This window comes from Bradyrhizobium viridifuturi (assembly GCF_001238275.1).
Taxonomy (GTDB): domain Bacteria; phylum Pseudomonadota; class Alphaproteobacteria; order Rhizobiales; family Xanthobacteraceae; genus Bradyrhizobium; species Bradyrhizobium viridifuturi.
This window is the reverse complement of record NZ_LGTB01000011.1, coordinates 104476-122639: the sequence shown is the minus strand read 5'-3', so window position 1 is coordinate 122639 and position 18164 is coordinate 104476. Positions and strand designations below refer to the sequence as shown.

The window sequence follows — 18164 nt, the reverse complement described above, 5'->3', positions numbered from 1 at the left end:
GTTGCACGGACGTAAAGCACGACAACAACAAGGGTCCGTCGACCTAGCCTTTAGCCTGAAGCGTTTGGAGGAAGTCCATGGCAGCCAAGACAAAATTCCGGGGATCATTCACTGCCTTGGTGACGCCCTTCAAAAACGGCTCGGTCGATGAGGCGGCGTTCCGCGGCCTTGTGAACTGGCAGATCGCCGAGGGCACGCACGGCCTGGTGCCGGTCGGCACCACGGGTGAGAGCCCGACGCTGAGCCACGACGAGCACAAGCGCGTGGTCGAGTGGTGCATCGAGGAGGCCAAGGGCCGGGTGCCGGTGATCGCCGGCGCCGGGTCGAATTCGACCAAGGAGGCGATCGAGCTCGCCGAGCATGCCGAGAAGGCCGGCGCCAACGCGGTGCTGGTGGTGACGCCGTACTACAACAAGCCGACCCAGGAAGGCATGTACCAGCACTTCAAGGCGATCAACGATGCGATCGGCATTCCGATCATCATCTACAACATCCCGCCGCGCTCGGTGATCGACATGTCGGTCGACACCATGAAGCGGCTGTTCGAGCTGAAGAACATCGCCGGCGTCAAGGACGCGACCGCCAGCATGGTGCGGGTCTCGCAGCAGCGCGCCGCGATGGGCGAGGACTTCAACCAGCTGTCCGGCGAGGACGCGACCATCATCGGCTACATGGCGCATGGCGGCCATGGCTGCATCTCGGTCACCTCGAACGTCGCGCCGCGGCTGTGCTCCGAGTTCCAGACCGCCTGGCAGAAGGCGACGTCGCCACCGCGTTGAAGATCCACGACAAGCTGATGCCGCTGCACACCAACCTGTTCATCGAGAGCAATCCGGCGCCGGTGAAGTATGCGATGTCGCTGCTCGGCAAGCTCGAGGAGAAGCTGCGTCTGCCGATGGTGCCGGTCACCGAATCCACCCGCCAGGCCGTCCGCAGCGCCATGGTGCATGCCGGACTGATCAACTGAGCCGGGACGGTGCTGCCGTAAACAATGCCGTGCGCAATGTCGAACAGAAGGGAATGGGGATGCTGAAGGAATTCCGCGATTTCGCCATGAAAGGCAATGTCGTCGACCTCGCCGTCGGCGTGATCATCGGTGCGGCCTTCGGCGGCATCGTCACGTCATTGGTCAACGACATCATCATGCCGATCGTCGGCATGCTGGGCGGTCTCGACTTCTCCAACTATTTCATCCCGCTCTCCAAGAACGTGGTCGCCACCAACCTCGCCGATGCCAAGAAGCAGGGCGCGGTGCTGGCTTACGGCAGCTTCATCACACTGATCGTGAATTTCATCATCGTCGCGTTCGTGCTGTTCATGGTCATTCGCTCCATGAACCAGTTCAAGCGCAAGGAGGCGGCTGCGCCCGCCGAGCCGCCGAAGCCGTCCGCCGAGGTCGTGCTGCTGACGGAAATCCGCGACCTCCTCAAGAAGAGCTAAAGTGGCCGACAAGAACGAACGCCCAATCAAGGTTGTCGCCGAAAACCGAAAGGCCCGCTTCAACTACGCCATCGAGGACACCATCGAGGCCGGCATTTCGCTGACCGGCACCGAGGTGAAGTCGATCCGCAGCGGCAAGAGCACGATTGCGGAATCCTATGCGGATTCCAAGAACGGTGAGATCTGGCTGATCAACGCCAACATCCCGGAATATCTCCAGGCCAACCGCTTCAACCACGAGCCGAAGCGGCCGCGAAAGCTGCTGCTGCATCGCAAGCAGATCAACAAGCTGCTCGGGGCGGTCGACCGCGAGGGCATGACGCTCATTCCGCTAAAACTGTACTTCAACGAGCGCGGCCGTGCCAAACTGCTGCTCGCGGTCGCCAAGGGCAAGAAGCTGCACGACAAGCGCGAGAGCGAGAAGAAGCGTGACTGGTCCCGCGAAAAGGGCCGCCTGATGCGGGCGCGGGGGTAGCGTTCAAGTCGTCATTGCGATGACGACGGATGGAGATGGGCCGATGAGCCAAGGCAGCCTCACCGACGTCGACTGGAGCAAGATCCCGGCGCCGAAGGACGATGGTGGCGCGGCGCACCTTTCCGGCATGACGATTCCGCCTGTGACGTTGCGGGCGACCAACGACACGTCCGTGACGCTGTCGGCGCTTGCGGGCCGCACCGTGGTGTTCGCCTATCCGCGAACCGGCGAGCCCGGCAAGATCGGGCTGGTCGACGATTGGGACATGATCCCCGGCGCCCGTGGCTGTACGCCGCAGACCTGCGCCTTCCGCGACCTGTTCGCCGACCTGAAGGCGGCCGGTGCCGCCCAGGTGTTCGGACTGTCGACCCAAAGCAATGACTATCAGATCGAGATGGCGTCGCGCCTGCATTTACCGTTCCCGGTGCTGTCGGACGAAGCGCTCGAACTCACGCACGCGCTGAAGTTGCCGACGATGTCGGTGGCGGGCCTGACCCTGATCAAGCGGCTCGCGCTTGTGATCGACGATGCGCGCATCACGCACGTGTTCTATCCGGTGTTTCCGCCCGACCGGAACGCGAGCGACGTGTTGGAATGGCTGAAGGACAATCCGCGGAAGGACTAGCTGGAGCAGCCGTCGCAGGGAGCGCTGCTAAAATCTCGAAAACAACCCCATGCAAAGCAGCCGGAGGCGGCCGGCGTTCGGCCAGGCAACTTGACACGTCGGGCAACTCAGGGTTATTTTTCTATTATTCCGAAAACAATGCACGTCTGTCCCGCTGCATTTGCGGGCTTCGGATAGCGGTTTCGCGAAGCGGATACCGAAAGGAGCGCTAGCCGAGTTCCTTGCGCACGGTCGCGAACACCTTGCGGAACATGTCGGTCGTCAGCACGCCGGTGTTCGTGTTGTAGCGCGAGCAGTGGTAGCTGTCGTAGAGCTTGTACTTGCCGATGCTATGCACGGCACCATGCACAAACGGCGCCGCGGCCAAGCGAACCCCGAGTGCCTTCAAGGTCGATTCGTGGGCGATGCGCCCCAGCAGCACGATGGCGCGAACGTTCGGCATCGCAGCGATGGTGGCGCTGAGGAACTGCCGGCAGGTGTTGATCTCGGCCGGCAGCGGCTTGTTCTGCGGCGGCACGCAGCGCACCGCGTTGCTGATCCGGGCGTCAACCAGCTTCATGCCGTCGTCCGGGCGCGCCTGATAGACGCCGCTGGCGAAGCCGTATTCGAGCAGGGTGGCGTAGAGCAGGTCGCCGGCATAGTCGCCGGTGAAGGGGCGGCCGGTCCGGTTGGCGCCCTGCATCCCCGGCGCGAGCCCGACGATCAGGAGCCGCGCATTCGGATCACCGAACGATTCCACCGGCGAGTTGAACCAGTCCGGTTGGCGCGCCCGGGTCTCTGCGCGGAAGCCCGCCAACCTTGGGCAGAGCTGACAGTTGCTGTCGGGACGCTGCGGTGCGGCGACGAGGTTACTCGTCGAAATCGTCATCGGCTCCCCGTGGGGCCATGGTGGTCGCGCGCTGCAGGAATTGCGGGGAGTGGTGACGGGGTTCGCGCGGGGCCGGGCGTTCGGACGGATCGCGGCCAAGCTTGGATTGCAGCTCGACGAGGTCGGTGAAGACGTCGGCCTGGCGGCGCAGCTCGTCGGCGATCATCGGCGGCTGGCTGGCAATGGTGGAGATCACGGTGACACGAACGCCGCGGCGCTGCACGGCCTCGACCAGCGAGCGGAAGTCGCCATCGCCGGAAAACAGGATCATCTGGTCGATGTGCTCGGCAAGTTCCATGGCATCGACGGCGAGCTCGATGTCCATATTACCCTTCACCTTGCGGCGGCCGCTGGCGTCGATGAATTCCTTGGTCGCCTTGGTGACGACGGTGTAGCCGTTGTAGTCGAGCCAGTCGATCAACGGACGGATCGACGAATACTCCTGATCCTCGATGATCGCCGTGTAGTAGAACGCCCGCAGCAGTGTGCCACGACTCTGGAATTCCTTGAGGAGGCGCTTGTAGTCGATGTCGAAGCCGAGCGTCTTTGCGGTTGCGTAAAGATTGGCTCCATCGATGAAGAGCGCGATCTTGTTGGAAACAGGTGACGACATCAAAGTGTTCTCGCGTAGTTGTTAGTGTTCTTAGCGCAACGGCGATCAACCGCGCGCAATTTCCAGCGTTGCTGTCTAAAGTTCAGTGAATCTTTCCCCACGACAATCACCACCGCAATTATGGTGAGGCGAGGGCAAAAAGCCTAGACTTTTGACATTGCAATGAAGAGATTTACTTGTCCGGGACAGCAACCTAGCCATGTCGTCAGACGCTCCGGCCCTTCTGGCCCCGGCAGACCGGGTTATCAGAGCCTGTTGGGAAGGCAAATCACAAATTTTACCTTGCGAAACTGGGGCTAGCCCTATAACTAACCCTCATAACCTACATGTTCGGTCCCTTTTACCACGGAGCGCCTCGAGATGGCTCGCGTCACCGTCGAAGATTGCATTGATAAGGTCGACAATCGTTTCGACCTCGTCCTGTTGGCCGCACATCGCGCCCGGATGATCTCGTCGGGGTCGCAACTCACGGTTGATCGCGACAACGACAAAAACCCGGTCGTCTCGTTGCGCGAGATCGCCGATTCGACGATCTCGCCGGAAGACCTGAAGGAGGAACTGGTACACTCCCTCCAGAAGTTCGTCGAGGTGGACGAGCCCGAGCCGGACACTGTGCCGCTGATCGGTTCCGCCGGCGCCAGCGTCGATGCCGACGACACCGAGGTCGCGGTCGAGCGCATGACCGAGGAAGAACTGCTGAAGGGCCTCGAGGGCCTCGCGCCCCCGGAAGAGCAGCCCGAGGAAGACGAGTAAGCTCGTCGTTCAGCTCCCGGTTTCGTACCGATTTGAAAAAGGCCCGGACATCGCTCCGGGCCTTTGCTTTTGTTGACAATTTTGCTGTTACGGTGCGTCCTATGCGGGCGCGGGAAATTGAATGGTTCCAGGGCCCGCGCGGGGTGCAGCTTCACTCGAAAGCGCACTAGATTGAGCAAGAAGGGACGATCGGGTCCCGCGAGAGGCAGCGAGTTCATGGCGTATCGACGCCGCAGTTCCATCCAGATGCAGGCTGCAACCGAAACGGTCGCGGTGGCGCCGGCGTCGTCCACGGCGGAGAGGCCGGCCAAGCCGCGGACGCGCATGATGCGACAATATGACCTCGTCGAACGCGTCCGTTCTTATAACCCCGACACCAACGAAGACCTGCTCAACCGCGCCTATGTCTACGCCATGAAGGCGCACGGGACGCAGACGCGTGCCTCCGGCGATCCCTATTTCTCGCACCCGCTCGAGGTCGCGGCGATCCTCACCAATCTCAAGCTCGACGATGCCACGATCGTGGCGGCGCTGCTGCACGACACGATCGAGGACACCGAGGCGACGCGGGCCGAGATCGACCACGTGTTCGGCCACGAGATCGGCGCGCTGGTCGAGGGCCTGACCAAACTGAAGCGGCTGGAACTGGTGTCGCGCGAGGCCAAGCAGGCCGAGAATCTGCGCAAGCTGCTGCTGGCGATCGCCGACGACGTTCGCGTACTGCTGATCAAGCTCGCCGACCGCCTGCACAACATGCGGACCATGGAGTTCATGCCGCCGGCCTCGCGCCGCCGCATCGCCGAGGAGACGCTGGACATCTATGCGCCGCTGGCCGGCCGCATGGGTATGCAGGAGATGCGCGAGGAGCTGGAGGACCTGTCGTTCTTCGTGCTCGATCCCGAGGCTTATGCGGTGGTGAAGCAGCGGCTCGATTCACTGGCCGAGCGCAACCGCAACCTGATCGGCGAGATCGAAACCCAGCTCTCCAAGAACCTGCAGAAGAACGGCATCACGGCGCGGGTGTTCGGCCGCCGCAAGCAGCCGTTTTCGATCTGGACCAAGATGGAGCGCAAGTCGGTCGGCTTCGAGCAACTGTCCGACATCTACGGCTTCCGCGTCATCCTCGACGATGTCGGCGCCTGCTACCGCGCGCTCGGCATCGTCCACACCACCTGGCCGGTCGTGCCGGGCCGTTTCAAGGACTACATCTCGACCCCGAAGCAGAACGACTATCGGTCGATCCACACCACCGTGATCGGGCCGGGCAAGCAGCGCGTCGAATTGCAGATCCGCACCGAGGAGATGAACCAGATCGCCGAGTTCGGCATTGCCGCGCATGCCTTCTACAAGGAAGCGCGGGCTCGCCGCATGAGCGGCTGAAGCACGAGTCCAACGCCTTCGCCTGGCTGCGACACACCATCGGCATCCTTTCCGAAAGCAGCAATCCGGAGGAATTCCTCGAGCACACCAAGCTCGAGCTGTTCCACGACCAGGTGTTCTGCTTCACGCCAAAGGGCAAGCTGATCGCGCTGCCGCGCAACGCCAACGTGATCGATTTCGCCTATGCCGTGCACACCGGCGTCGGCAACAGCGCGGTCGGCTGCAAGATCAACGGCAAGTTCGCGCCGCTGTCGTCCGAGTTGCAGAACGGCGACGAGGTCGAGGTCTTGACCTCGAAGGCGCAGTCGGCGCCGCCGTCGGCCTGGGAGGCGCTCGCCCGCACCGGCAAGGCGCGCGCCGCGATCCGGCGTGCCACCCGCGACGCCGTGCGCGACCAGTATGCCGGCCTCGGCCGCCGCATCGTCGACCGCCTGTTTGCCCGCGCCAAGATCGAATATGCCGACGACAAGCTGAAGGGTGCATTGCCCCGGCTCGCGCGCACCTCGATCGAGGAGGTGATGGCCTCGGTCGGACGCGGCGAGATCAAGGCTTCCGACGTCGCGCGCGCGATGTATCCCGACTACAAGGAAGAGCGGCTGGTGCGCTACGGTGCCAAGAAGGGGCTCGCCGCCAAGCTGAAGACGCAGACCCCGCCGCACCCGGCGCGCGCCGCTTCGGTGATCCCGGTGCGCGGCATCAATTCCGATCTGCCGGTGAAGTTCGCGCCGAACGGCGGCGCCGTGCCGGGTGACCGGATCGTCGGCATCGTGACGCCGGGCGAGGGGATCACGATCTACCCGATCCAGTCGCCGGCGCTGAAGGATTTCGAGGAGGAGCCGGAGCGCTGGCTCGACGTGCGCTGGGACATCGACGAGACCATGCCGCAGCGCTTCCCGGCGCGCATCCTGATCCACAATGTCAACGAACCCGGCAGCCTCGCCCAGATCGCGACCGTGATCGCCGAGCACGACGGCAATATCGACAACATCCACATGTCGCGCCAGTCGCCTGACTTCACGGAGCTGACCATCGATCTTGAGGTCTATGACCTCAAGCATCTCCTCGCTATCATCGCGCAGTTGCGCGCCAAGGCCGTTGTCGCAAAGGTCGAGCGCGTCAATGGGTAGGATGGATGCGCCGGCGAGCGGACGCGACGGCGTCCTTTGAACGGTTGCGCCCGCGCATGACAGGCTAGAATTGCAGGTTAGTGAAATGTCAAAGGCTGCTCCGCTCCGTCTTGGTATCAATGTCGATCACGTCGCGACGCTGCGCAATGCACGAGGCGGGGCGCGGCCCGATCCGGTGCGGCTGGCGCTTGCCGCGATCGCGGCCGGCGCCGACGGCATCACCGCGCATCTGCGCGAGGACCGCCGTCATATCCGCGACGAGGACATGGCGCGGCTCAAGGCCGAGATTTCCAAGCCGCTGAATTTCGAGATGGCGGCGACCGACGACATGCTGCGTATCTCGCTCGCGACCAAGCCGCACGCGGTCTGCCTGGTGCCGGAACGGCGCCAGGAACTCACCACCGAAGGCGGCCTCGACGTGGTCGGCCAGCACAATGCGCTGGCGCCGTTCATCGCGCGGCTCAATGACGCGGGCATCCGGGTCTCGCTGTTCATCGCCGCCGATCCCAGGCAGATCGAGATGGCGGCCAAGCTGAAGGCGCCCGTGATCGAGATCCACACCGGCGGCTGGTGCGATGCCGTGGTCGACGGCCACAAGGACAAGGCGGAGGCCGAATGGACGCGCATCGTCGCCGGCGCAAGGCTCGCGCAGGCGGCGGGGCTCGAGGTCCATGCCGGCCACGGGCTCGATTATGAGACCGCGGAGACGATCTCCGCGCTGCCGGAAATCCGCGAGCTCAACATCGGCTATTTCATGATGGGCGAGGCGCTGTTCGTCGGTATTGCGGAGACGGTGCGCGAGATGCGTGCGGCGATGGACCGCGGCCGCGGCAAGGCCGGCGCATGATCATCGGCATCGGCTCCGACCTGATCGACATCACCCGGATCGCGAAGGTGATCGAGCGCCATGGCGAGCGATTCCTCGACCGCATCTTCACCGACGCCGAACGTGCCAAGGCGCTGCGCCGCGCCAACAGCGAGAAGATGGTGGTCGCAACCTACGCCAAGCGCTTCGCCGCCAAGGAGGCCTGCTCCAAGGCGCTCGGCACCGGTATCCGGCGCGGGGTGTGGTGGAAGGACATGGGGGTGGTGAACCTGCCGGGAGGGCGGCCGTCCATGCACCTGACCGGCGGCGCGCTGGCCCGGCTCCAGGAACTGACGCCCGAGGGCATGCAGGCGCAGATCGACCTTTCGATCACCGACGACTGGCCGCTGGCGCAGGCCTTCGTCATAATTTCGGCGGTTGCCCCGGCCAGATGAGCGCGCGGCGCCGGAATCTGCCAGAAAACTTCAGCAAACTAAAAAATCATTGACATTTCAATGAATTGCGAAGTTTTGAGGCGGCGATTGATTGCGCCCCTGCGAACAACCGTCTAAAACGCCGCAGGGTATATCGAGCGAGACGCGGATTTCGGGTTTACGCCGGAATTTGCCCTCAAGATCAGAATCAAGGCCATTTTCCTCACGCGGGGGGCGAACGCCTCGCGTGGAGAGAACGTTCTGCCACCGCGTGGGCATCAGGGCCTGCGGGAATTGGGAAAGCAATGAGCGCGACCACCGGGACCAAATCTGAGAGCGGCTTGGGCGAAACCATCCGCGTCGTCATCCATGCCCTTCTGATCGCGCTTGTCATCCGCACGTTCCTGTTCCAGCCGTTCAACATCCCCTCCGGGTCGATGAAGGCGACGCTGCTGGTCGGCGACTATCTGTTCGTCTCGAAATATTCGTATGGCTACAGCCACTATTCGATCCCGTTCTCGCCGAACATTTTCTCGGGCCGCATCTTCGGCTCGGAGCCGAACCGCGGCGACATCGTGGTGTTTCGCCTGCCGCGCGATGACTCCACCGACTACATCAAGCGCGTCATCGGCCTGCCGGGCGACCGCATCGAGGTGAGGGGCGGGCTGCTCTACATCAACGATGAGCCGATCAAGCGCGAGCGGCTGAGCGATTTCGTCGGCGAGGACCCCTGTGGCTCGGCGGATGCCACCGCCCGGGTCAAGCGCTGGAAGGAAACGCTGCCGAACGGCGTCAGCTACGAGACGCTGGACTGCACCGACAACAGCTACATGGACAACACCATCGTCTACACCGTTCCGCCCGGGCATTTCTTCATGATGGGCGACAACCGCGACAACTCCACCGACAGCCGCTTCCTGTCGCAGGTCGGCTACGTGCCGTTCGAGAACATCATCGGGCGTGCCCAGATGATCTTCTTCTCGATCGCCGAGGGTGAGCAGGCCTGGATGGTCTGGCGCTGGCCGTTCGCGGTGCGGTGGAATCGCCTATTCTCCATCGTGCGATGAACGACGATACCGCAGCCATCAACGATCAAGCGCCGACCGGCGAGCCGAGCCCGACGCCTGCCGCCGAAAGCACAGCCGCGCCGAAGAAGCGGCGCAGCAAGGCTGCGAAGGCGGCTGAAGAGAAGGCGGCGATCGCCGGCACCGAGGCGCGTATCGGCTATACGTTCTCGGACGCTGCGCTGCTGACCACCGCGTTCACCCACGTCTCCGCGCTGAAGCCCGCCACTCGCAACCGCGCCGACAGCTACCAGCGGCTGGAATTCCTCGGCGACCACGTGCTCGGGCTGATCGTGTCGGACATGCTGTTCCGGGCGTTCCCGAAGGCCGACGAGGGTGAATTGTCGAAGCGGCTCGCCGACCTCGTGCGCAAGGAGAGCTGCGCCGACGTCGCCAAGTCGCTCGGGCTGCTCGAGGACATCAAGCTCGGCATGGTGAAGGCGGTCGAGGGCGCGCGGCTGCGCAAGTCCGTGCTCGGCGACATCTGCGAGGCGGTGATCGGGGCGATCTTCCTCGACGGTGGCTACGAAGCCGCGCGCCAGTTCGTCGAGCGCAACTGGACCGAGCGCATGCACAAGCTGCGCCGGCCGCTGCGCGATCCCAAGACCGTGTTGCAGGAATGGGCGCAGGGCAAGGGATTGCCTACACCGGTTTATCGCGAGGTCGAACGCACCGGCCCGCACCACGATCCGCAATTCCGCGTTGCAGTCGACTTGCCGGGCCTCGCCTCCGCCGAGGGCCTTGGCGGCAACAAGCGCGCGGCAGAGAAGGCAGCAGCATCCGCGATGATCGAGCGTGAAGGCGTCGGTACCAATGACTGACGAAGCCAAAGGGCAGGGGGACGCGACGCGCTGTGGCTTCGTCGCGCTGATCGGCGCCCCCAATGTCGGCAAGTCGACGCTGGTCAACGCGCTGGTGGGCTCCAAGGTCACCATCGTGTCGCGCAAGGTGCAGACCACGCGCGCGCTGATCCGCGGCATCGTAATCGAGGGCAACGCGCAGATCATCCTGGTCGACACCCCCGGCATCTTCGCCCCGCGGCGCCGGCTCGACCGCGCCATGGTGTCGACCGCCTGGAGCGGCGCCCATGATGCTGATCTGGTCTGCGTGCTGCTCGACGCCAAGTCAGGCATCGACGAGGAGGCCAACGCGATCCTGGCCAAGCTCGAGACCGTCGCGCATCCGAAGATCCTGGTGCTGAACAAGGTCGACCTCGTGCAGCGCGAGAAGCTGCTGGCGCTGGCGCAGGCCGCCAACGAGCGGATGCGCTTCGAGCACACCTTCATGATCTCGGCGCTGTCGGGCGATGGCGTCGACGATCTGCGCCAGACGCTGGCCAAGATGGTGCCCGCCGGGCCATTCCACTATCCCGAGGACCAGATGTCGGATGCGCCGATGCGGCATCTGGCGGCCGAGATCACCCGCGAGAAGATCTACAGCCACCTGCATCAGGAATTGCCGTACCAGTCGACGGTCGAGACCGACAGCTGGACCGACCGCAAGGACAAGTCGATCCGGATCGAGCAGACGATCTTCGTCGAGCGCGAGAGTCAGCGCAAGATCGTGCTCGGCAAGGGCGGCGCCACCATCAAGTCGATCGGCGCGCAGGCCCGCGCCGAGATTGCCGAGATCATGGGCGTGCCGGTGCATTTGTTCCTGTTCGTCAAGGTGCGCGAGAACTGGGGCGACGATCCCGACCGTTACAAGGAAATGGGACTGGACTTCCCCAAGGAATAAGAACCGGTCGCAATGAACGTGCCCAGGAACGTGCTGTGGTTTGAGGTGCTGCTCTATCTGTCGCTGACGCTCGACGCGTTGTCGGTCGCGTTCCAGGACCGCACGCCGACCCTCGAGAGAACTGAGCAGATGATCACGGGCGAGACCCTGACGGCCGGCTGCATGATCCTGCTGCTGGTGTATTTCGTCCGGCTCGCCGCGCAGCACCGCAAGAACTGGCCGCGCTGGGTGCTGGCCGCGATGCTGGTGATATCGGTGCTGTCATTGGCCCAGGTGATCGGCGACAGAGGCCTGGAGCTCGACAGCGCCATCGAGGTGGTGTCGTGCATCCTGACCACGGCCGGGCTGTATTATTCCTTCACCGGCGACGCCCAGGGCTGGTTCAACGCGTAGGGGCTCGTCGTTATCCCGGGCTTGCGCTTCGCTTCGCTCTGGATGTCGCGTCTGGCCGCTGCGCGCATCTTCGGAATCCTGCTAGACTTCACACATGGAGTGGACCGACGAAGGCATCGTGCTGGGCGTGCGGCGGCATGGCGAATCCTCCGCCATCGTCGAGCTCCTGACGCGCGAGCATGGCCGCCATCTCGGCCTCGTGCGCGGCGGCGCCAGTTCGCGGATGCGGCCGCTGCTGCAGCCCGGCAACAGCGTCACCGCGGTGTGGCGGGCGCGGCTCGACGAGCATCTCGGCATGTACACGCTGGAGGGGACGCGGCTGCGGGCGGCGACGCTGCTTGCCTCGTCGCATGCCGTCTACGGCGTCACGCATCTGGCTGCGCTGGCCCGGCTGCTGCCGGAGCGCGATCCGCATGAAGACATCTACGCGATGCTGGAGGGGACGCTCGACGATTTCGACGACGCGGGCGTTGCCGCCGTGCACCTGATCCGGTTCGAGCTTGCGATGCTGACCGAGCTCGGCTTCGGGCTCGATCTGGAGAACTGCGCAGCCACCGGGGAGACCACCGACCTGATCTATGTGTCGCCGAAGTCCGGCGGCGCGGTGTCGCGGGCCGCGGGCGAGCCGTGGCGCGACCGCCTGTTGCCGTTGCCGGCGTTCCTGCGCGAAGGCGAGGGAGGCGCCAACAGCTGGTCGGAGCAGGATCTGCGCGACGGCTTTACGATCACCGGCCTGTTCCTGCTCCGTCACGTGCTGGAGCCCCGCGGCCAGGGCCATTCCGACGCCCGCGACGGGTTCATCAACGCCGTGACCAGACGGCGCAGCCGGCTGGCCGGGACGTGAAGCGCTGACATTCCCGCGCCCCTGTCATGCAATGGGGAACGAAATCGCCTCCTGGTGCGTTCCGCACCGTGGTTCCATCGAAGGGCGACCGATGTTTCTGCGGGGAATTGTCATTTCGGCGGCGCTGCTGACGCTGGCGCCGGACGCCAATGCCGGCGAGCAGGGGAGCGTCCTCCGTCGCGTCTCCTGCACCGTGGTTCGCTATTACGTCGCGCGATATTCGGCCGCCGCGGCCGAAAGCTGGGCGAGAGCCCATGGCGCAACCGACGCCGAGATCGATACCGCCCGCCATTGCCTCAAGGAAGCGCCGGTGAGGACCGTGCGGACGGCCAACCAGACCGCGCAATAATTGCGCGAATCAGGTGAATCCGTGCGCGTTTGGCGTGATTCGCGGCTTGCCCGATTCAGCGCAAAAGTTTAACGCCTCCCCATGGGAAAGCGACAGACCCCGCCGGAAAAGCCGGCCGAAATTCACGAGGTGCCGCTGCGTGATGCGCTCGAGGAGCGCTATCTCGCCTATGCGCTCTCGACCATCATGCATCGTGCGCTGCCGGATGCCCGCGACGGGCTGAAGCCGGTGCACCGGCGCATCCTCTACGGCATGGACCTGCTCGGGCTCGACCCGCGCGCGGCATTCAAGAAATCGGCGAAGATCGTCGGCGACGTGATGGGCTCGTTCCATCCGCACGGCGACCAGGCGATCTATGACGCCATGGTGCGCCTGGCGCAGGATTTCTCCTCGCGCTACCCGCTGGTCGACGGCCAGGGCAATTTCGGCAATATCGACGGCGATAATCCGGCTGCCTACCGCTACACCGAGGCGCGCATGACCGAGGTCGCGCGGCTGTTGCTCGACGGCATCGACGAGGACGGCGTCGAGTTTCGACTCAACTACGACGGCCAGTCGAAAGAGCCGGTGGTGCTGCCCGGCGGCTTCCCGAACCTGCTCGCCAACGGCGCGCAGGGCATCGCGGTCGGCATGGCGACCTCGATCCCGCCGCACAACGCCGCCGAGCTCTGCGACGCCGCGCTGCATCTGATCGAGAAGCCCGACGCCAAGTCGAAGGCGCTGCTGAAATGGGTCAAGGGGCCGGACTTCCCGACCGGCGGCATCGTCGTCGATTCCAAGGAATCGATCATCGAGGCCTACACCACGGGACGCGGCTCGTTCCGCACCCGCTCGCGCTGGACCCAGGAGGAGGGCGCGCGCGGCACCTGGGTGGTGGTCGTCACCGAGATCCCGTGGCTGGTGCAGAAGTCGCGGATCGTCGAGAAGATCGCCGAGCTGATCAACGAGAAGAAGCTACCGCTGGTCGCCGACGTCCGCGACGAGTCGGCCGAGGATGTGCGGCTCGTGATCGAGCCGAAATCGCGCACCGTCGATCCGGCGCTGATGATGGAGTCGCTGTTCCGGCTGACCGAGCTGGAAAGCAAGATCTCGCTGAACCTCAACGTGCTGATCAAGGGGCGCATCCCGAAGGTGGTCGGCCTTGCCGAGTGCCTGCGCGAATGGCTCGACCATCTGCGCGACGTGCTGGTCCGCCGCTCCAACTTCCGCAAGACCCAGATCGAGCACCGGCTGGAAGTGCTGGGCGGCCATCTCGTCGCCTATCTGAACCTCGACAAGGTGATCAAGATCATCCGCACCGAGGACGAGCCGAAGCCGGTCCTGATCAAGACCTTCAAGCTCACCGAGATCCAGGCCGAAGCCATTCTCAACATGCGCCTGCGCAACTTGCGCCGCCTGGAAGAGATGGAGATCCGCACCGAGGACAAGGATCTGCGCAAGGAGCTGAAGGGCATCGAGGGGCTGCTCGGCTCCGAGACCGAGCAGTGGGCCAAGGTCGGCGAGCAGGTCCGCAAGGTTCGCGACATCTTCGGACCCAAGACGCCGCTCGGCAAGCGCCGCACCACCTTTGCCGATGCGCCCGAGCATGACCTCGCCGCGATCGAGGAAGCGCTGGTCGAGCGCGAGCCGTGCACCGTCGTGATCTCCGAGAAGGGCTGGGTGCGGACGCTGAAGGGCCATGTCGAGGATCTCTCGGGGCTTGCCTTCAAGACCGACGACAAGCTCGAGCACTCGTTCTTCGCCGAGACCACCTCGAAGCTGCTGCTGTTCGCGACCAACGGCAAGTTCTACTCGCTCGACGTGGCAAAGCTGCCGGGCGGCCGCGGCCATGGCGAGCCGATCCGCATGTTCATCGACCTCGAGCAGGACGCCGCGATCATCTCGCTGTTCGTCAACAAGGGCGAGCGCAAGTTCCTGATCGCGAGCAGCGAGGGGCAGGGCTTCGTCGTCAAGGAAGAGGACTGCGTCGGCAACACCCGCAAGGGCAAGCAGGTGCTCAATGTCGAGATGCCGAACGAGGCCCGCGCGATCACCACGGTGAACGGCGACACCGTGGCGGTGATCGGCACCAACCACAAGATGGTGCTGTTCGGTCTCGACCAGGTCCCGGAGATGGCGCGCGGCCGCGGCGTGCGGCTGCAGAAATACACCAGCTCGGAGCTATCCGACGTTGCAGTGTTCGACTCCAAGTCCGGCCTGACCTGGAAGGACTCCGCCGGCCGCGAGCACAGCATGACCATGAAGGAACTGGCCGACTGGCGCGGCAACCGCGCCGACGCCGGCCGGCTCGCCCATGGTCTGCCGAAGTCGAACAAGTTCAACCGCGGCGTGGAGTGACGCTGCGTAGGGTGGGTTGGGCGCAAGCCGTAACCCGCCGTTCTTGTCGCCGCGCGGTGTGATAGTATCCAGATTTCGCCGCGCTATAACCGTCGCCGACGAATTCGGGCGACGGTTGCCATGGCGCATAATCACGATCACGACCACGAGCACGGTGGTCATTCCCACAGCGGGCACTCCCACGGCGGACACTCCCACGCCGGACATTCTCACGCGGGACATACCCATGCCGGGCACAGCCACGCGCCCGCCAGTTTCGGCACGGCCTTCGCGATCGGTGCCTCGCTCAACACCGCCTTCGTCATTGCGGAACTGATCTTCGGCTATTCCGCCAACTCGCTCGCCCTTGTCTCCGACGCCGTTCACAATCTCTCCGACGTCATCGCGCTGCTGCTGGCCTGGGCCGGCGCGTGGCTCGCCGGCCGCCGCCCGACCGACACCCACACCTATGGTTACCGTCGTGCCTCGATCCTGGCGGCGCTGTTCAATGCCGGGCTGTTGCTGATCGCGGTTGGCGGCATCGCGGTCGAGGCGATCAACCGCTTCCGCGAACCTGCGGAGGTCGCAAGCTGGACCGTGGTCTGGGTCGCGGCGCTCGGCATCCTGATCAATGGCGGCACCGCGCTGTTGTTCATGCGCGGCCGCGACAGCGACCTCAACGTCCGCGGCGCTATCTGCACATGGCGGCCGATGCCGGCGTCTCGTTCGGCGTCGTGATCGCCGCGCTCTTGATCATGGCGACCGGCTGGCAGTGGCTCGATCCGGCGATCAGCCTCGCCATCGCGGTGGTCGTGCTGCTGAGCGGCTGGGAGCTTGCCCGCGACAGCGTCAACCTCGCGCTCGATGCGGTGCCCAAGGGTATCGACCTCAAGCGGGTGAGGGACTATCTCGCCGCGCTCGAGGGCGTCACCGAGGTGCACGACCTGCACATCTGGGCGATGAGCACCAGCGAGACCGCGTTGACCGCGCATCTGGTGCGGCCCGGCGGCCACGACGACGTGTTCCTGCATCACGTCTGCGCCGAGCTTTCGGAGCGGTTCAGCATTCATCACGCGACGCTGCAGGTCGAGATCAGCAGCGAGACCTGCCGCCTGGCGCCCGCGGAAACGGTCTAGGCCGCGGCGCGCGCTCGCATTCAATTGATCGATTGCCTCTTGCCGGCCTCTTCCGCGGTTGCGGACGAGACGGCACATTGCGGCTGCGCGCGCTGCAATAGCCGGCTCGATCAATGGAGGGCAACGTGAAGAAGGCAATCGGTCTTGCATTGTCGCTCTGGGTCGCGGGCGCGGTGCTGCCCGCGGACGCCCAGCCGGCGAAACCGGGCGTCGAGCGGCTCTATATCCTCAACTGCGGCGAGGGCGTTGCGGGCGATATTTCGCGCTGGTCGCCCGGCGTCAATGAAGGCAAGTCGATGGACTTCGTCGACAATTGCTACCTGATCAAGCATGCGCAGGGCTGGTTCCTGTGGGACACCGGCATTCCGGATGCGGTGGCAGCAATGCCGAACGGCCTTGCGCCGGCCGATCCCAAGGCGATCACGTGGCGACGGCCGAAGACGCTCGCCGCGCAGCTCGCCCAGCTCGGGGTCAAGCCGTCGGACATCAAGGCGATCGCCGTCTCGCACACCCATCCCGATCATATCGGCAATGTCGAGCTGTTTCCGGCCGCGATGCTGTATGTGCAGAAGGCGGAGTATGAATGGCCGGGCGTCAACAACGCGCCACGCTTCAAGCCCGAGCATCCCGTCACCAAGCTCGAGGGTGATCGCGACGTGTTCGGCGACGGCAGCGTCACGATTTTGTCGACGCCGGGCCACACGCCCGGCCACCAGTCGCTGCTGGTGAAGCTGCCGAAGACCGGCGCGCTCGTGCTGACCGGCGACGCCGTTCACTTCAAGGACAATTGGGACAATCGACGCGTACCGAGCTTGAACGCCAGCAAGGAGCAGACGCTGGCCTCGATGCAGAAGATCGCCGACACGCTGACGAAGGAGAAGGCGCAGCTCTGGATCAACCACGACAAGGTGCAGCGTGACGGACTGAAGATGTCGCCGGAGTTCTACGACTGAGCGGCCTTGGCGGCACTCGCCGTCGACCAGCCTCGAAAAATCTGTGCGGTCTCCTCGTCCATCGGAAAGAAGCTCTCGATCCGCAGTTCCTGCAACGTGACGTCCTGCGGCGTCCCCAGCGTTGCGATCGTGGTGAACAGTTGCAGCCGCGTGTCGCCCTTGCGGAACAGCATCGGCAGCACCGGTCCGGACGTCGGGGGCGGCGCGGTCAACGCGGCCTCGACGCCGTCATAGGCCAGCAGGCGCCTGAGCAATTCGGCCGTCGCTGACGTGCCGTCGCTCGCGGCATCGGCCTCGACGCTGCGGATGAAGTAGCCGGCGACCTCGGTCCAGTTGGTAAGGTGGGGCCGCAGCACGCCGGGAGCGACCAACGCGTCGGCGAGATTGACCTGTGTGCCGGGCGCCAGCGGCCCGACCAGGAATTCCACCAGCCGCACCGCGCCCGAATTGGCGAGCAGCAGATTCCAGTGCCGGTCGACCACGACCGCAGGGAACGGCTCCTGCTGCGCCAGGATGAAATCCAGCGCGTGGCGGATCTGGACGAGCTCGGGCGCGGCAAGGTCGGTTTGCCGCCATACCGGCGCGAAGCCGGCCGCGACCAGCAGCGCGTTCTGCTGCCGCAGCGGCACATCGAGCGCCGCGGCAAGCCGGATCACCATGTCCCGGCTCGGCGCGGCGCGGCCGAGCTCGAGGAAGCTCAGATGGCGCTGGGAGATATCGGCGCGCCCGGCGAGCTCCAGTTGCGAGTGGCCCTTGCGTTGGCGCCACCAGCGCAGGCTGGCTGCAAAATCGCGCTGCGACATGAGTACCTGTCAGGTAGTTGCCGAAACGGTCTCGCCGGGCAAGATGCCA

The 18164-nt window shown here is 64.7% G+C and carries 17 protein-coding genes and 3 pseudogenes; 17 read left to right on the top strand and 3 right to left on the bottom strand.

What is annotated here, in order from left to right; translation table 11 throughout:
* Nucleotides 1-77: 77 nt before the first annotated feature.
* The 4 genes and pseudogenes from dapA (at nt 78) to ALC15_RS12205 (ending at nt 2540) form a co-directional block, all read left to right on the top strand.
* Nucleotides 78-967: pseudogene (dapA, locus tag ALC15_RS12220) on the top strand (4-hydroxy-tetrahydrodipicolinate synthase).
* Nucleotides 968-1026: 59 nt separating this feature from the next.
* Nucleotides 1027-1440, top strand: a complete 414-nt coding sequence (gene mscL, locus ALC15_RS12215) for a large conductance mechanosensitive channel protein MscL (RefSeq protein ID WP_050627484.1) — start codon at nt 1027-1029, stop codon at nt 1438-1440.
* A gap of 1 nt (nt 1441) precedes the next feature.
* Nucleotides 1442-1915 (top strand): SsrA-binding protein SmpB, encoded by a 474-nt coding sequence (gene smpB, locus ALC15_RS12210; protein ID WP_050627425.1) that lies wholly within the window; start codon nt 1442-1444, stop codon nt 1913-1915.
* A 43-nt stretch (nt 1916-1958) separates the two neighbouring features.
* The gene (locus ALC15_RS12205) at nt 1959-2540 is read left to right on the top strand and encodes a peroxiredoxin (RefSeq protein WP_050627424.1); all 582 of its coding nucleotides are present in this window, start codon (nt 1959-1961) and stop codon (nt 2538-2540) included.
* Nucleotides 2541-2748: 208 nt separating this feature from the next.
* Here ALC15_RS12205 and ALC15_RS12200 read toward each other — a convergent pair whose 3' ends face one another.
* On the bottom strand, nt 2749-3408 hold the full coding sequence (locus ALC15_RS12200) for a uracil-DNA glycosylase (RefSeq protein ID WP_050627423.1): 660 nt from the start codon (nt 3406-3408) through the stop codon (nt 2749-2751).
* On the bottom strand, nt 3389-4021 hold the full coding sequence (locus tag ALC15_RS12195; RefSeq protein ID WP_016844002.1) for a LabA-like NYN domain-containing protein: 633 nt from the start codon (nt 4019-4021) through the stop codon (nt 3389-3391). The genes ALC15_RS12200 and ALC15_RS12195 overlap by 20 nt, the downstream gene beginning before the upstream one ends.
* Nucleotides 4022-4381: 360 nt before the next feature.
* Here ALC15_RS12195 and rpoZ point away from each other — a divergent pair, with 360 nt between their 5' ends.
* The 13 genes and pseudogenes from rpoZ (at nt 4382) to ALC15_RS12130 (ending at nt 17312) form a co-directional block, all read left to right on the top strand.
* Nucleotides 4382-4774 carry a DNA-directed RNA polymerase subunit omega gene (gene rpoZ / locus ALC15_RS12190; protein ID WP_016844003.1) on the top strand — a complete coding sequence of 131 codons (393 nt, stop codon included), beginning with the start codon at nt 4382-4384 and terminating at the stop codon, nt 4772-4774.
* A 216-nt stretch (nt 4775-4990) separates the two neighbouring features.
* A pseudogene (locus ALC15_RS12185) lies at nt 4991-7281 on the top strand (RelA/SpoT family protein).
* Between the two features lie 85 nt (nt 7282-7366).
* The gene (locus ALC15_RS12180; RefSeq protein WP_050627422.1) at nt 7367-8128 is read left to right on the top strand and encodes a pyridoxine 5'-phosphate synthase; all 762 of its coding nucleotides are present in this window, start codon (nt 7367-7369) and stop codon (nt 8126-8128) included.
* A complete protein-coding gene (gene acpS / locus ALC15_RS12175; RefSeq protein WP_050627421.1) occupies nt 8125-8541 on the top strand; it encodes a holo-ACP synthase in 417 nt (138 codons plus the stop codon). The genes ALC15_RS12180 and acpS overlap by 4 nt, the downstream gene beginning before the upstream one ends.
* Nucleotides 8542-8825: 284 nt before the next feature.
* On the top strand, nt 8826-9587 hold the full coding sequence (lepB, locus tag ALC15_RS12170) for a signal peptidase I (RefSeq protein ID WP_050627420.1): 762 nt from the start codon (nt 8826-8828) through the stop codon (nt 9585-9587).
* A complete protein-coding gene (gene rnc / locus ALC15_RS12165) occupies nt 9584-10405 on the top strand; it encodes a ribonuclease III (RefSeq protein ID WP_050627419.1) in 822 nt (273 codons plus the stop codon). The genes lepB and rnc overlap by 4 nt, the downstream gene beginning before the upstream one ends.
* Nucleotides 10398-11321, top strand: coding sequence for a GTPase Era (era, locus tag ALC15_RS12160; RefSeq protein WP_050627418.1), 924 nt, complete (start codon nt 10398-10400; stop codon nt 11319-11321). The genes rnc and era overlap by 8 nt, the downstream gene beginning before the upstream one ends.
* Before the next feature lie 12 nt (nt 11322-11333).
* Nucleotides 11334-11714, top strand: a complete 381-nt coding sequence (locus ALC15_RS12155) for a cyclin family protein (protein WP_050627417.1) — start codon at nt 11334-11336, stop codon at nt 11712-11714.
* Between the two features lie 94 nt (nt 11715-11808).
* Complete coding sequence (gene recO / locus ALC15_RS12150; RefSeq protein WP_050627416.1) at nt 11809-12558, top strand: DNA repair protein RecO; 750 nt, start codon at nt 11809-11811, stop codon at nt 12556-12558.
* A gap of 91 nt (nt 12559-12649) precedes the next feature.
* A complete protein-coding gene (locus ALC15_RS12145; RefSeq protein WP_050627415.1) occupies nt 12650-12907 on the top strand; it encodes a hypothetical protein in 258 nt (85 codons plus the stop codon).
* 81 nt (nt 12908-12988) lie between these two features.
* On the top strand, nt 12989-15244 hold the full coding sequence (gene parC / locus ALC15_RS12140) for a DNA topoisomerase IV subunit A (RefSeq protein WP_050627414.1): 2256 nt from the start codon (nt 12989-12991) through the stop codon (nt 15242-15244).
* Nucleotides 15245-15364: 120 nt separating this feature from the next.
* A pseudogene (locus ALC15_RS12135) lies at nt 15365-16359 on the top strand (cation diffusion facilitator family transporter).
* A 113-nt stretch (nt 16360-16472) separates the two neighbouring features.
* Complete coding sequence (locus ALC15_RS12130; RefSeq protein WP_050627413.1) at nt 16473-17312, top strand: N-acyl homoserine lactonase family protein; 840 nt, start codon at nt 16473-16475, stop codon at nt 17310-17312.
* Here ALC15_RS12130 and ALC15_RS12125 read toward each other — a convergent pair.
* On the bottom strand, nt 17303-18115 hold the full coding sequence (locus tag ALC15_RS12125) for a helix-turn-helix domain-containing protein (protein ID WP_050627412.1): 813 nt from the start codon (nt 18113-18115) through the stop codon (nt 17303-17305). The genes ALC15_RS12130 and ALC15_RS12125 overlap by 10 nt on opposite strands.
* Nucleotides 18116-18164: the final 49 nt, after the last annotated feature.

Bases quoted from the DNA above. Each gene is read 5' to 3' on its own strand.
- rnc (WP_050627419.1), top strand. From the start codon at position 9,584: ATGAACGACGATACCGCAGCCATCAACGATCAAGCGCCGACCGGCGAG.
- ALC15_RS12205 (WP_050627424.1), top strand. From the start codon at position 1,959: ATGAGCCAAGGCAGCCTCACCGACGTCGACTGGAGCAAGATCCCGGCG.
- acpS (WP_050627421.1), top strand. From the start codon at position 8,125: ATGATCATCGGCATCGGCTCCGACCTGATCGACATCACCCGGATCGCG.
- parC (WP_050627414.1), top strand. From the start codon at position 12,989: ATGGGAAAGCGACAGACCCCGCCGGAAAAGCCGGCCGAAATTCACGAG.
- ALC15_RS12200 (WP_050627423.1), bottom strand. From the start codon at position 3,408: ATGACGATTTCGACGAGTAACCTCGTCGCCGCACCGCAGCGTCCCGAC.
- ALC15_RS12155 (WP_050627417.1), top strand. From the start codon at position 11,334: ATGAACGTGCCCAGGAACGTGCTGTGGTTTGAGGTGCTGCTCTATCTG.
- mscL (WP_050627484.1), top strand. From the start codon at position 1,027: ATGCTGAAGGAATTCCGCGATTTCGCCATGAAAGGCAATGTCGTCGAC.
- rpoZ (WP_016844003.1), top strand. From the start codon at position 4,382: ATGGCTCGCGTCACCGTCGAAGATTGCATTGATAAGGTCGACAATCGT.
- ALC15_RS12195 (WP_016844002.1), bottom strand. From the start codon at position 4,021: ATGTCGTCACCTGTTTCCAACAAGATCGCGCTCTTCATCGATGGAGCC.
- ALC15_RS12180 (WP_050627422.1), top strand. From the start codon at position 7,367: ATGTCAAAGGCTGCTCCGCTCCGTCTTGGTATCAATGTCGATCACGTC.
- ALC15_RS12145 (WP_050627415.1), top strand. From the start codon at position 12,650: ATGTTTCTGCGGGGAATTGTCATTTCGGCGGCGCTGCTGACGCTGGCG.
- ALC15_RS12125 (WP_050627412.1), bottom strand. From the start codon at position 18,115: ATGTCGCAGCGCGATTTTGCAGCCAGCCTGCGCTGGTGGCGCCAACGC.
- lepB (WP_050627420.1), top strand. From the start codon at position 8,826: ATGAGCGCGACCACCGGGACCAAATCTGAGAGCGGCTTGGGCGAAACC.
- ALC15_RS12130 (WP_050627413.1), top strand. From the start codon at position 16,473: ATGGAGGGCAACGTGAAGAAGGCAATCGGTCTTGCATTGTCGCTCTGG.
- recO (WP_050627416.1), top strand. From the start codon at position 11,809: ATGGAGTGGACCGACGAAGGCATCGTGCTGGGCGTGCGGCGGCATGGC.
- era (WP_050627418.1), top strand. From the start codon at position 10,398: ATGACTGACGAAGCCAAAGGGCAGGGGGACGCGACGCGCTGTGGCTTC.